The sequence below is a fragment of the Enterococcus sp. 125944 genome, from assembly GCF_051909435.1.
Taxonomy (GTDB): domain Bacteria; phylum Bacillota; class Bacilli; order Lactobacillales; family Enterococcaceae; genus Enterococcus_D; species Enterococcus_D gallinarum.
In genome coordinates this window covers 1-13,940 of record NZ_JBQASY010000005.1, presented here as the reverse complement: position 1 = coordinate 13,940, position 13,940 = coordinate 1, and the positions used below count along the sequence as shown (strand labels likewise).

The window sequence follows — 13,940 nt, the reverse complement described above, 5'->3', positions numbered from 1 at the left end:
CCAATGAATCAAGAAAAAATCAATCATGAGAATGCTCATCAAGAAAATAGTGATCAACGAATCGCTAATGAAACGAATCACTCCCACGTTCAAAAAGCAACAGAAGAATCACCTAAAGAAAAAGAAGTTGAAAAGAAAAAGAAGTCACCACGGAAAAAAACAGTTCGTGATTTGGATAAAGAGATTGAAGCGTTGAAACGTCGTCGAGAAACTTTATACAAGAAACAAATCGCTGAATTAGGAAAACAAGTGTTAGCGATTTTGGAACGAAACGATATTTCATTTTTGGAGATCAGTGAAGAATCAGATTTGTTTTTCTCAGAATTAGAAGAAATGATTGAACAAAACAAAGAAAATTTAAAAGCGGTTCTTAGTTAGATGAAAAAGCGATACAAAGAAATTTTAACTTTAGAAGAACAGATTCAAAAAAAGAAAATACAACAACAATTACTCAAAAAGCAATCGACTGAATCCACAGAACGAAAGAAACGCACGCGTCGATTGATTCAGAAAGGAGCGTTACTAGAAAAATATTTTGATCTTTCTCATTTGACTGTAGAGGAAACAGAAGAAGTGTTAAAGATTTTCTCTGCTTATGTGCGAGGAAATCTTCCACAACGATACAAGAAAGAAAAGAAGTCGAAAAAAATCTCTAGTTAGAAAAAGATTGGCAAAAATTCTACGATGTTTTACTTAAAAAGGAATCCAAAAGAACCGTGATTCATTTAAACAGGGGTATTTTAGAGCAGCGTTTTTCTTTCTCTTAATTGAGTAAAGAAAAACTTGTGGAAATACAAAAAATTTCTTTGCTTTTGATAAACAACTTCTTGCCAATAGCTTATGAAATAAAAAAGTCAAAAAAATATTCAATGAGGGGGAAAAGGAAATAAGCAATGAACGATTTTTCGCAAAATTTTGACCCTATTTCAATTGAAAACGAAAATCGGAGCCCCTCTGAAAATCACTAGTGCGCACTTATACCCACCAAACGGAGTTTGATGGAGTCGTGCTACACCGATGAAGTTCATCGGTGTCGTCAGGCGTGTGGAAAAATTCGCTACGCTCATGTTCAGTTCAAATAAAATATGAGTGCTTCTGTACTAAATAGAAAATTCAAAAATGAAAAAAGAAGGAGGGAGAAAGTGGCAATCTATCACTTTTCAATGCAAGTCGCTAAAAGAGGAAATGGGAAACGAAGTTTGATTGCGATGGCGGCTTACCGAAGTGGAGAACGGTTGTATAGTGAGTTGTACGAGAAAGAAAATTACTATGGTCATCGTTCAGTTAAACCAGACGCATTTATCTTAAAGCCAGATTATGTTCCAGAAGAATTTGGTAATCGAGAATATTTATGGAATAAAATGGAGTTGGCTGAAACTTCTTCTAATGCGCAACTATGTCGAGAAGTGAATATTGCATTGCCTGTTGAGCTTTCCAATGAGGATCAAAAAGAATTGGTGACGAAATATGTCCAAAAGATGTTTGTGTCGAAAGGAATGATCGCAGATGTTGCGATTCATCGTGATGATTCTAATAATCCACATGTCCATATCATGTTAACGATGCGTAAAGTAGACGAGAATGGACAAATTTTAAACAAGCGTAAACGTGTTCCGCTCTTAGATGAACATGGTAAACAAGTTTACAACGAAAAAGGTCATCGAAAAACCGTATCAATTAAAACGACAGATTGGGACAAGAAAGAATTGTTATTAGAGGCAAGAAAAGAATGGGCGAATGTGACGAACAAATTGTTACGTGAACGTGGAATCAATGAACAAATCACAGATAAATCACATAAAGAACTGGGGAGAAAAGAATTACCCACGATTCATGAAGGGGTTCTTTCCAGAAAATTGGAAGAACGAGGGATTGTTACAGATCAAGTAAAACACAATCAGCTTGTTCGAGAACATAATCAATCGGTTCAAAAGCTGAATAACTTGGAAGAGAAGAAAGAACTTCTAATCGATCAGGAACAACAGCCAACCAAACAATTTTATAACCAAACTTTTTCGCCAATGGAGAAAAAGGAACTCAAAGCGTTAGCCAAAGAGCTACGCTTTTTTGTTTCCAGTGAAAACCTAGAGAAACGTTGGGATGAATTGAAACGTTGGGAGAACTCACTTCTATTTGGAAATAAAAAAGATATTCAAACACAACGTCTCCAACTTTCGAGAATCTCAGATGAACGAGAAAAGATCCAACAAGCGGAAGAGATTTTAACAAAACAAGCGGTACGGTTTTGTCAAAAGCATTATCCAGAACTTCAAACAGAAGATTATTCGCCGAAAGTATTACAAGCAATCGTGGCAGAAACCATTGATCAAAAAGAATTATTAACAAAAGAAATGATCGAACAACTTTCTGATACAGAATCCATGATTGAACAAGCAAAAGAGTATCAGCTGTTCAAAGATCAACCGTTTCAAACGACACGTTTCTTAGAAGAGAAAATCCAGACTCTTACTGATCAAATGAACGAGCCAACAACTTCTGACGAAGAAAGAGCAATACTACAAATTAAAATCAATCAATTCGAATCGATGAAAGACAACTTGAATCAATATGTGAACGATGAATTAGAAGAATTAGGAATCAAGTTGGACTCGTCTACTATGCAAGGCGAAATGATTTTGGCATATCTCAAGTATTACCAAGTAGAAGATCATTCGATTGAAGTTGTCGACGGACTACCGTTGTCTCCTTACTCGATTGAAGAGAGAAATCAAATGTTAGAAGTGTCAAGAGGAATCTTCTCAAACATTCCAGCATGTAAACAACTAAATGATTGTCACGGTGTGTACTTTATTCAAGATTGCATGCAAGACCTTGATTCGTTATCACCATTGGCACAATCAAACTTAAAGCGAATGATTGAGAAGAATCGATACCTTGCACCAAAAGACAAGGAACTTTTTATTCAAGATATTGAAGAACAACGAACGGAGCGATTGACTCACTATCACGAACAGACGATCCTTTACCGTCTAACGGCTCAGATTCAATCACTTCTTGGACGACGTGTGCCACAAAAGAAACGAAACATGGATCGATGGATTCGAGAAACAAAAAGTAAAGACAAACAACAACGAGAACTACAGGAACGTTATCAAAAACGTCCAAAAAGATAAAAGTAGAAATGGAGCGAAGAATTTAATGAATCAACTACAAAAAGGAATCAAAATCATCAAAGAAGGAAACTGGAAATTAGAAGTAGTTGTTTTTAGTTTAGGATGTACGTTTGGCATTCCAGAATTTGTTTATGCGGTTGATCCTCTAGCAAAACTTGTAGAAGCAGGGAATACAATCAAAGCGATTTTAACGGCATTAGTTATGGTCGTTGGGGCAATCGCTGCAACGAAAATCGTGGTGAAGTATTTACCTTACTTAGATGATCCGATGGAAAAGAATAATATGTCCAAAAGTTTAACAACGGTTCTTCTTGTAACAGCAATTGGTGGCGCATTGGTATGGATTGTTCCATGGGCATACGGCTTATTCAAATAAGAAAGGGATGGAATTGTGAATACAGAAGATGTAAGAAATGCTTTGCTCGAACTTCTTCATGAAGATACAGAGAAGGGGAAAACTTGGTTTTTCCCTTCGAATGTAAATGAACATTATCTTTTGCTACTTGGTCTTACCGTCAAAGAAAGTATTCAAGCGATTAGTACAGGTATTGGTAGTTTACTTCTGATGGTATTCCTTTTTAGAAGTGCGAATATTTGGGCATTGTTGCTTTATATTTTTGCGGGAGGAATTGGTTTTTTTAGTGTGTGGGGCTATAAAGTATTTAAACCGATTTCGGATCGCCCAAACATATCTATTTCAGACTATCGAAAAGAACAAAAAGTCTTCCAACAAAAACAAAAAGTTTATTATTGTCGCCCGAATGAACAAGTAAAAGAGAAGGTGTAATGAATGGTATTTGATTTTCTAAAAGGACCAATTGGTGAAAAGACACTACGAACAACGAAAAATCAGCAGCGGTATTTTGAGGATGATTCAAGGATACAAGGTGTATACAAAGATGCATTAGTAGTTTATCAAGTAGAAAAGAAACAATTTTGTTTGATCCAATTACTAAGAGTCGATGGGGTGAATATGGATAGTTTGAGTGTCCATGAACAAGCAGGATTGAATGAAGATTTTGGGACATTTTTATCTCAAAATATTTTGTATGAACCACAAATCACGTCATTAAACAGTCCAATTACGATTCAACCATTTTTGGATCAATGGGAAAAATCAGTTGAAAATTATCGGAAGGCAAGCAATCCTAATGAAGCGTTATTACAATTAAAGGCTTCCTACTTGGTAGAGTATCAAAAATTACAGAAAACAATGGAAACCTCTAAAAAGCAACATTATGTGACGTTAAGTGAAAAAATAGTACAACTTTCGCTAGAAGGAATTGAAATCGCTTATGAAAGTTTAAGGGATAAGGTACGAGGTGTACGTTCAGGGCTACAAGGATTTATGGGGAAATTTGATTGCCAGGTAACGATTTGTACGATCCAAGAAACGCGTAATATTTTTCATAAGTATTTTTAGACTATGCGATAGGAAGGGAAAACATGAAAGAACAAAACTTATACATTCCAAGAGAACAATTACAAGATATTTTAGAAATTGATACAGAGATAGTCTCAGATTTTGCGCCATTTATTTTTGAGTTTAATCGAGAGAAAGTGATTTGTGACAATCAGCACAGTAGACCGTATGTAATCACTAAATACAATAACAAACCCAAAGGAAATTGGTTTAGTCGTTTACGGAAATTAAGCGGAGATATTACGCTTTCACATTATTACACGAAAGCAAACGGAAATTCTTTAAATGACTTCTACAATCAAACGATCAAGAATAAACAAGCACAAATTGAACGGACGTATGATCCTGCGACACTTTTAAGATTAAAAAATGAATTACGAATCGCCACAACGCAATTAGAACAAGCGTTAGAAGAAAACACGACGTATTTGTATCTCTACACGTATGCCTTGATTCAAGGGAAAACCGAAGAACGACTCAATGCTTTGTGTGATAAGTTTGAAACCTGTTGTTCGGCAATTGGAATTAAAGCAATCACACCTTGTACACGTATTGATGAGGCCTTTTGGAGTTGTTTGCCATTACAAACAAATGAAGTTCCTGAATATACGTATACGATTGCAAATTCAATCAGTGCAAGTAGTATTTTTCCATTCGATGACAATGAATTAAGTGTGTTTACGGAGAATATGATGATTGAAGGTGTTAACAAAGACACAGAAAATATTATTTCCATTGATTACACGAACAAACGAGTTGTCGTTAATCGAAACAAATTTATCTTTGGTTCTTCTGGTGGAGGGAAAACAACCTACATCAATAGTGACTGGATGAAAAAACTCGCGTTTGCGGACAATTCCAAGAAGTTACAACAACGAATGATTCTTTTTGATCCAGAAGACGAACAAGTCGAACGTGTAAAGTTATTTGGTGGCGAAGTGATTCCATTATCCTCAATGAGTGATATAAGAATCAATCCATTTCAGATTTTCTCAAACCAACTGCCAGACAAAGAACGGAGTGCCTTTTCAACGGATGAAGCATACGATAACTATATAGAGAATTACGAAGGATATGCTTTTGGTCAATCCTTGTCTTTGGAACAAGTGGATCGATTGGTCAATAAAAAATTAAACAGCCTAGTTCCTTATTTGACGTTGATCGATTCGAGATTAACCGATAGTCAACTAAGCATTGTCAAAACAGAAGCCAAAAAGCTATATCAAAAAGTCTATGACATACGTAATTTAGAAAAATTAACGAATGAAGACTTTCCTATTTTTTCTGATCTATACAAGCATTTACATGCATTAAAACAAGAAGATCATCGTCGATTTGAAAAAATTGAGACATTTGTGGACGCATTGGAAGATTTTGCGATCGGTACACGAACGATTTTTAATGGATACACCAACATTGATTTAAGAAATCCATTGATTTGTTTTTCATTGAGAGATTTACAAACAGAGATAGGTATACGAGACCTTGCGTATCTAAACGCCTTTCAGTATCTATTCGAAGATATCACAAACCATCCAGAAATCAGCACGTGGGTTTATGCAGACGAGTTTCACTTTCTACTGAAAAACGAAGTGAGTGCCGACTTCTTTTTTCAAGCGTACAAACGATTCCGGAAATACAACGCAGCTTGTACTGCTTCGTCGCAACAAATCGCGGATATCTTCCAAGCAGCCAACAATGTCGGAAAAGCGATTGTTGGAAATAGTTTTACCAAAATCTTCTTTGGGTTGGAAGAGTCGGAAGCAGAGGAAATTATTCGTGAGTTGCGCTTGCCTCTCACAAGAAAAGAAGCTGCCCATTTGACTGCCAGACGACAAGGAGAAGGATTGATTTTCCATGGAACCAAGCGAGCCAAGCTTACGGTGAAATTAACACCAGAGGAATTGCGGTTATTGAATCCGGTGCGTTATACCGAGGAATACGAACAACCAGCTACGCAATCTATCAATTGGTTGGCAAGAATTCAATAAGGAGGAATACGCATGCGTTATCGATTAATCGATCAACTACAAGTTTATTATCAGAAAGAAACAGTCTTGATTCAAATCAATGAAAAAGTATTACCGAAACAAGAGCATATCTTTGATATTGAAGAATCTGTAGACGGCTTTTTAGAAATCGAAGAAATGACCTTTAAAGACAAGAAATTAGAGATACTCTACGCGTGTCCTAACGATTATAGCCCTTTATATCAATACAGGCAGTTTGCAGATTTTTACAAGCTAGAAATCGTTCAAACGATTTTGAACCAACGTCCGACAGAACCAACCTTTTATCACATGGCAAATATTCTAGTAAAAAATACGAAAGATATTTTGTTTGTTTACAAAGCAGATCATTACGGCGAATTGCCTTATTCTCGATTGGGAGAGATCGACCAAATCAAAGTGTTTATTTGTAGTTTATTTGGTCAATACTCTTTAGAAAAATATCAGAAGGATATCGAACGAACGGTGAAGAAAGAAAATCATCCATTATTATTACAGGTGATTGAGTGCCATTCAGTTGAAGAAATTGAACAATTGATTCGGGATTCTTTGACGACGGAACAGCGTGTTTACTTTGAAGAGATTCAACGACAAGAATCAAGAGATAAGTTGATGAAACGAACCAATCGTTTGTTCAAATCCTCATTGATCGTTGCAGGAATTTTACTCTATTCTTGTACCACCTTGTTCTTGATCCAAAGCAAAGAAAAAGCTATTAAACAAGTCAAAGAGGAAAATAAGGTTGAAGTTCAATTTTTGAATAAAATCATTGAAGGCGACAGTGAAAATATTGAATCAGATATGAAAAAAATGAATCTATCCAAAGAGAAACAAGTTGGTATTTATATTCAGCTTGGAGAATATGAAAAAGCTTATGAAATCGATAAAAAATCGGATAAGGAAATTACCCAAATGTTATATAAGCAAGGAAAAATCGATCAAATCAACGAACTTTCTCTTGCAGGAAGTGCCTATTTAGAAGACGTTCAAACGATTCTAAATACCAAGGACTTATCTGATTTATTGCCATTGTTGCAAGTAGATACAGATTCGTTCTTGATTGAATTAATTGCGAAAAAAGCCATTGAGCAAGAAGATGCCACTATTTTAACGACGATACGTACACAACTTCTCGACAATTCTTCTATTACATTGCCTCAAAAATTGGTTTCAACGATCTATGATACGTTGATCCAACTGAATACAGACGAACTTGAAAAAATTTACAGTGATTCTAGTTTGTCTGAAGAACAGAAGAAAACCAAGACAAACGAGCTGTTAAAAGAGAATAATGAATTATTAACAGAAAAAGCAAGGGAATAACAAAAGGAGAAAATCAAACAATGAACAATTTTTTATTGTTATTGCTACTACCGATAGCAACGGTAGTAGTATTTGCAGTAAGTTTCATAACGTAAAAAAATAGAGAACTCCAACTATTGGAAGAATCTAAAAATCATTTAAAAGAAAAACAGAAGCATTCAGAAAAGTTAGAAAAACAACTATCAAATGGATTTTCACATGTAGAAGACCATCAACTCGATTCATTGACTGACAAACAAAAAGCGATTCAAGAGTCGTTAGGCTTTTTAAATCGGCTCAACGATGAAATACAAGAAGAAATCAATCAGTTAACAAAGCAATTGACTCAGAAGCAGTAATATTATCGTGATTAAAAACAGGTCATTTCTATAAGGAGGAATCGAATGAATCCTTACGTAGTTAAATTATTCATACAGTATCGAAAACCAATCATACAAGTTGTGATTGGTTTTTTTGTATTCATTATTGTGTCTTTTCTACTGATTTTCAATCGAGAGTCGATTGAAGATGGAGGAATAGCCACAGACACACAAAATTTGAGTGCCGAAGTTTTGAAATATAAACCGTTGGTAGAAAAATACGCCAAACAATATGGTGGGTCAGAATATGTTCCGTATATCTTGGCACTTATGCAAGTTGAATCTGGAGGTCGTGGAGGTGATCCGATGCAGTCCAGTGAAAGTTTAGGCTTACCACCAAACACGATTCAAGACCCTGTTCGCTCAATTGAACAAGGTGTCAAATTTTTTATTCAAAATGTGAAAGGAGCATTAGCTCAAGGAGTTGATTTGCATACAGCACTCCAAGCTTATAATTACGGCGGAGGATTTATTCATTTCGTCAAGGAACGAGGGGGGAAATACACTTTTGAATTGGCAAAGGAATTTTCAAAGAAAATGGCTTCTGGAGTTACTGTGACATATATTAATGCTATTTCAACTTCAATGGGTTATAACTATCGGTATAACTACGGAAATATGTTTTATGTGCCAAATTTATTGCAATATCTCGTCGAGGATAGCGGAGGATCAAGTGTACAAAACAACGGAAACAATACAGGTTCTGTTGTGTTAGAAGTTCCTAGTGAGTACAAGAGCAAGTTGCGTTATCCTAAATACGACGGACACAACTACAATACAAGTGGCAGTTATCCATTTGGACAATGTACTTGGTACGTTTACAATCGCATGGCGCAAATTGGTAAACGTGTCGATGACTTCATGGGAAACGGTGGTGAATGGGGAACAAAAGGGCGTGCATTAGTCTATAAAGTGACCAACACCCCAAAAGTAGGAACGGCAATTTCTTTTCCTCCAGGCTCATTTGGTTCTAGTCCAGTTTATGGTCACGTGGCATTTGTGGAAGTGGTCAATTCGGACGGTACATTATTAATTTCAGAATGTAATGTTGTCAATCCAGGAAGTGGTACGGTTTCCTATCGTGTCGTACCAAAAGGGATCGCGGCTATTGCAAGCTATGTAGAAGGGAGATAAACAAGATGTATGATAAAACTAAAGTATTTTTATTTGTTCTCACACTAATTTTTAGTTTGGGATTTTTTTGTTCGACAGGTTATTTTCTATACAAAAACAATCAATTAAAAAATAAATTAGCCATTCAAGAAAAGAAAGCAACAACTGCTATGACACAAAAAGGACAATTTGAATCAACGATTGTTTCTTTCTATCGAACCCTCTACACGTATCAAGACAATGCAAAAACAGTTGATTTGGAGAAATTAAATCAATGGACTGATTCAGCTGTATACGCAGAAATAAAAAAAGAAATTGATGTAGCGCAACAAGGAACACCGCAACAAAATATTATTCGCTCGTCGATGATTCAATCCAAAGAGATTGAAATTGTCCCATTTTTAAAATCAGCAGAAAATCGACTGAGCTATCTTGTTTCTGTTCCTGTTCTTCAAAAAATTAATGGAGAAGAAACAAGGTTTACACAAACAGACATTCTTTCATTCGATGTTTACACGAAAAAAATTGTTCAAAGACAAATAATTTCAAGAGAAGGAAGTGAAGCAAATGGATGAGAAAAAAGGACGTTCAAAAATTAAAGGGATTCTTTTTTTCGTATTGTATTTTTTCTTTTTTACCCCACTTGCATTGGTCGGCTATCAATTAACACCTTATATTATTGAGAATAAGTCAATAGATCTATTGGTGCATATTCAACAAACCTTTCAGCAGCCACTCCAGAAAATCAAAGAAATTCCGAACAACAAATATTGGTATGTCTTTGTCATTATGGAGGTCATTGGTTTGTTCATTCTCATTCTTTATTTGAATCCTAAAAGAGAATCAGGATATCAAGTTGTTGGGCGAACAATGCCTATTCATGGAAGTGCTTGTTGGGGAATTGATAAAGAATTAAGATCTCCAAAAAATGTTCATTTTCGAAAGAGTAGCAAACGACTCAAAAGAGATTTAGAAAAATCAATGGAATTAGGTGAAAAAAATGCTAAACCTCGCTGAAAAAATCCCCTTTTTTACAAACTATTCTGATGGATTGTTATTGGGGAAAATGCCTAGTGGAAAATATGTCATTCAGCACGAGAAAAGCAAAATTAGTAACCGAAATGTATTCGTGGTTGGTGGCCCAGGTAGTTTTAAAACACAAAGTTACATTTTAACAAATGTCGTAAATAACCGAAAAAGTTCGATTGTCACAACAGACCCTAAAGGGGAAGTTTATGAATTAACGAGTGAGATCAAACGAAAACAAGGCTACAAAGTAATTATGATGAATTTCAAAGATTTAGCCATCAGTTCTTGTTATAATCCATTGGCGTATATTCGTAAGCCAACCGATACCAATATGATTGCGAATGTCATTGTTTCTGCAAAAAATGATCCAAAGAAGAAAGATTTTTGGTTCAATGTCCAACAAAGTCTATTAAATTCGTTGATTCAGTATGTCTATTATGAATTTGAACCTTCCGCCCGCACGATAGAAAGTATTTTGGACTTCTTAGAAGCCTATGATCCACGACATAATGAAGAAGGCGTTTCTGAATTGGATCAGCAGTTTGAACAGCTTCCAGAAGGACACCCAGCCAAGCGGAGCTATCGACTTGGCTTTCAAAAGGCAGAAAGCGAAGTTCGTTCGAATATTCTGATTAGCTTGTTAACAACGTTGACGGATTACTTAGACGCAGATGTAGCAAGAATGACAAGTAGAAATGACTTCTTATTTGAGGAATTAGGAAAAGAAAAAATCGCGTTATATGTTTTGATTTCGCCATTAGATCGTACCTGGGACGGCTTGGTCAATCTATTCTTTCAACAAATGTTCAATGAACTTTTCCGATTCGGAGATCTACACCATGCAAAGCTACCGAATCCGTTGGTTCTATTGTTAGATGAGCTTGTTAACTTAGGTTATTTTCCAACATATGAAAACTTTTTGGCGACTTGTCGAGGGTATGGGATTTCTGTTAGTACGATTTTACAATCGATTCCGCAGTTGGTAAAATTATATGGGAAGGAAACTGCCGAAGCGATTATCGGTAATCATGCGATACGGATATGTTTAGGAGGGGTTGAAAAGGAAACTGCACGTTATTTTTCAGAACTATTAGGAAAAACGACCGTGAAAATCCATACCCAAGGAACCAGCCGGAATCTTCCTACTGCTTCTGCCCAACACCGAAGCAGTACACGGTCAGACAATTTTAATTTTGCAGGAAGAGATCTAATGACAGAAGGCGAAATTATCAATCTGCAAAATTTAGACGGTGGGCGTCGTAGTATTGTCGTGATTCAAGGAAAACCATTTTTGATGTTTAAAGTTCCTCAATTCGAAGTATATGGGGATCTATTGTCTGCTTATCGTGTGTCACAACAAGATTATCGACCGATTCAAACACCAGGAGCGAAAGCGTATCAGAAATACTTGGATCGACAATACATGCAAGCGCGAGAAGTGCTAATTCAACATAGTCAACAAATCAAAACAACGACTGACGAATTAGAAAAAGAATTAAGGAAAGAAGGCGAGTAAGCGGTGAAAATTTTTGATCGTCGTGTAGAGAAAGAATTAGAAGAGAAGGGAATCCAACCAACAGAAGCGGTGAAGAAATTGGAACATAGCCGACAAGTCTTACATGTCGTGATTGGTATTCTAGCAACATTCGTTTTGGCTCTGGGAGCAGGATTGCTTTATTTTCACAATAAAAATCAACCACAAGCTTCCTCTACCGTGGTTTCTTCTACGAAAGAAGAAACCAATCAACAAGAAAAAACAACTGAAACTACTGTTGATATGGGAGCAGATCATTTATTAAAGTTAAGTGCCAAAGAACGAGCAGATGAAGCTACAGCAGCATTTAAAAACTGGTACACTTCGTTTAAAAATGATACGCCAATTCTAGAAATCAATGAAGAGTTGTTAAAAAATCCTAGCGGCACAAGTCCGTATGACTTACAAGAAAAATTAGTTACGAACATGAAAGATAAGTTTGGCACGTTATTATCAGATAGCTACTATAATTCTCTAAGAGACGCTTTAAATGCGAATCCACTAACCATTGATCCAGAAAAAGGATTGACGTGGACATTTGAAGGAGATTTTGATAATTGGTTGATTACTTGGTTGTTTGATACAGAGAAAGATAAAAAAAATACAAAAATTGTGATACGTAATGATTTTCCTTATGAATGGACGGACTGGAAAAAATTTATAGAGAAAGAACAAAACAAAGATAAATTTGGGAATGTGCTAAATTCAATTGATTGGGACAATGATATTTCTCACGAAGTAATTACTATTTTAACGGCAAATGATAAAAAGAATATTGAAAATTTAGCTGGAGTTTTTGCGGTAATGCAATATAATGAGAAACTAGGTTTCTGGCAATTAACGGGAACAATGGGAGGCGGTAAACAATGAACCTATCAGAAACAATATCAAATATAACTAATACGGTTGGAGATAAAATAAGTGATATCGTCAATGGGGTGAAGGAAAGCGTCGATGCGGCTCTTCACCCCATTGACACGTTATTAGGCAGTTGGGGAACAGATTTATTAGAAGGGGCATTGAATCTTGCCAATAAAGTAACGTTCGATATTCCAAATATTTCAGTAATTTCTACGATTACCAATGTATTTACCGTGACAACGACCACTTTTGCGATTTGTATTGTGTTATACAAAGTTATCGAGGCACAGATACAAGCCTCTAATGGAAGCGGAGAAGCCCTAGCCGCAAAAGTAGTGGAACGAATCATTTATTCTGCCATTGGATTAGCCATTCTTCCTTGGGTATTGAAATTTTTTATTACTAAAATCGTCACGCCATTAGGAGAATACGTCATTCAAGATGTAATTAAAACAATTGATATCGATACACTAGGATCGAAGCTGACTAACACGATCATTTCAGGATTTTTTTCTGGAGGACAGTTGCCAGCAGTGATCCTTTTTATTTTGTTTGTCTTTTTTGCGTATTCCATTGCAAAATACTTTGTCTCAATCTGCGTATTCTACGCAGATTTTTTAGTATTGACGATGTTAACGCCTTTTGTCGCATTGTCCTTACTGACTGACGAACAAAATTATTTTTCGATTTGGATCAAAGAATTGTTATCGCAAACGTTAACGATGTTGGTCAAACTGATTTTATATGGCGTGCTTTTGTATTTGTTATTGGGCGAAAAGATTTCGATAGGAAATTTCATGGTCATGATTGGTTGTGCATTGTTGTTAATAAAAACACCGAGTGCGTTACAAAATATGTGGTATTCAACAAGAGTTCGTCAAGGTGGCGGCATGGGTATGATGCACATGGCTATGAATTTATTTAGAAAATGAGAAAGGTGAAGGGCATGTTTTATTTTACGTTATTATTATTAGAGCCAAAACAAGACCAGGAAAAGATCTCTCGTGAAAAGATGTCAATTGACGAGCTGAAGAAGTTTTCTAATTATCTTAATTGTCAAATTAAGTTAGACAGATCATCAATACTTACGTAACTCAAAAATACTTCCAAAGGTGTTCGATAATCCAGTGATTTTCTAGGAATATTATTTCGTTT

Annotated in this window: 15 protein-coding genes and 1 pseudogene; 15 read left to right on the top strand and 1 reads right to left on the bottom strand. The window is 35.8% G+C overall.

What is annotated here, in order from left to right; translation table 11 throughout:
* The first annotated feature begins 3 nt into the window (after positions 1-3).
* The 15 genes from ACTFWY_RS05920 to ACTFWY_RS05850 all read left to right on the top strand — a co-directional run bounded on the left by ACTFWY_RS05920 (position 4) and on the right by ACTFWY_RS05850 (position 13,717).
* A complete protein-coding gene (locus tag ACTFWY_RS05920) occupies positions 4-378 on the top strand; it encodes a hypothetical protein (protein ID WP_171313866.1) in 375 nt (124 codons plus the stop codon).
* Complete coding sequence (locus tag ACTFWY_RS05915) at positions 379-660, top strand: hypothetical protein (RefSeq protein ID WP_171313865.1); 282 nt, start codon at positions 379-381, stop codon at positions 658-660.
* Between the two features lie 482 nt (positions 661-1,142).
* Positions 1,143-3,134, top strand: a complete 1,992-nt coding sequence (gene mobQ, locus ACTFWY_RS05910; RefSeq protein ID WP_311831280.1) for a MobQ family relaxase — start codon at positions 1,143-1,145, stop codon at positions 3,132-3,134.
* A 25-nt stretch (positions 3,135-3,159) separates the two neighbouring features.
* Positions 3,160-3,510 carry a CagC family type IV secretion system protein gene (locus ACTFWY_RS05905; RefSeq protein WP_171313863.1) on the top strand — a complete coding sequence of 117 codons (351 nt, stop codon included), beginning with the start codon at positions 3,160-3,162 and terminating at the stop codon, positions 3,508-3,510.
* Between the two features lie 15 nt (positions 3,511-3,525).
* Complete coding sequence (locus tag ACTFWY_RS05900) at positions 3,526-3,921, top strand: hypothetical protein (RefSeq protein ID WP_010709810.1); 396 nt, start codon at positions 3,526-3,528, stop codon at positions 3,919-3,921.
* A 3-nt stretch (positions 3,922-3,924) separates the two neighbouring features.
* Entirely contained in the window at positions 3,925-4,557 is a 633-nt protein-coding gene (locus ACTFWY_RS05895) for a hypothetical protein (RefSeq protein ID WP_171313862.1), read from the top strand.
* A 23-nt stretch (positions 4,558-4,580) separates the two neighbouring features.
* The gene (locus tag ACTFWY_RS05890) at positions 4,581-6,548 is read left to right on the top strand and encodes a VirB4 family type IV secretion system protein (RefSeq protein ID WP_171313861.1); all 1,968 of its coding nucleotides are present in this window, start codon (positions 4,581-4,583) and stop codon (positions 6,546-6,548) included.
* A 12-nt stretch (positions 6,549-6,560) separates the two neighbouring features.
* On the top strand, positions 6,561-7,889 hold the full coding sequence (locus ACTFWY_RS05885; protein WP_311831283.1) for a conjugal transfer protein TraF: 1,329 nt from the start codon (positions 6,561-6,563) through the stop codon (positions 7,887-7,889).
* 116 nt (positions 7,890-8,005) lie between these two features.
* A complete protein-coding gene (locus ACTFWY_RS05880; RefSeq protein WP_171335547.1) occupies positions 8,006-8,227 on the top strand; it encodes a hypothetical protein in 222 nt (73 codons plus the stop codon).
* Positions 8,228-8,272: 45 nt separating this feature from the next.
* The gene (locus tag ACTFWY_RS05875; protein ID WP_171313858.1) at positions 8,273-9,382 is read left to right on the top strand and encodes a lysozyme family protein; all 1,110 of its coding nucleotides are present in this window, start codon (positions 8,273-8,275) and stop codon (positions 9,380-9,382) included.
* A 5-nt stretch (positions 9,383-9,387) separates the two neighbouring features.
* A complete protein-coding gene (locus ACTFWY_RS05870) occupies positions 9,388-9,936 on the top strand; it encodes a hypothetical protein (RefSeq protein WP_171313857.1) in 549 nt (182 codons plus the stop codon).
* Positions 9,929-10,378, top strand: coding sequence for a hypothetical protein (locus ACTFWY_RS05865; protein WP_010709801.1), 450 nt, complete (start codon positions 9,929-9,931; stop codon positions 10,376-10,378). Before ACTFWY_RS05870 ends, ACTFWY_RS05865 begins: the two co-directional genes overlap by 8 nt.
* The gene (locus ACTFWY_RS05860; protein WP_171313856.1) at positions 10,362-11,906 is read left to right on the top strand and encodes a VirD4-like conjugal transfer protein, CD1115 family; all 1,545 of its coding nucleotides are present in this window, start codon (positions 10,362-10,364) and stop codon (positions 11,904-11,906) included. The genes ACTFWY_RS05865 and ACTFWY_RS05860 overlap by 17 nt, the downstream gene beginning before the upstream one ends.
* Positions 11,907-11,909: 3 nt before the next feature.
* On the top strand, positions 11,910-12,794 hold the full coding sequence (locus tag ACTFWY_RS05855; protein ID WP_171313855.1) for a hypothetical protein: 885 nt from the start codon (positions 11,910-11,912) through the stop codon (positions 12,792-12,794).
* Complete coding sequence (locus tag ACTFWY_RS05850; protein ID WP_171313854.1) at positions 12,791-13,717, top strand: conjugal transfer protein TrbL family protein; 927 nt, start codon at positions 12,791-12,793, stop codon at positions 13,715-13,717. Before ACTFWY_RS05855 ends, ACTFWY_RS05850 begins: the two co-directional genes overlap by 4 nt.
* A gap of 124 nt (positions 13,718-13,841) precedes the next feature.
* Here ACTFWY_RS05850 and ACTFWY_RS05845 read toward each other — a convergent pair.
* Positions 13,842-13,940 (bottom strand): annotated as a pseudogene (locus tag ACTFWY_RS05845) (IS30 family transposase); the annotation flags it as partial.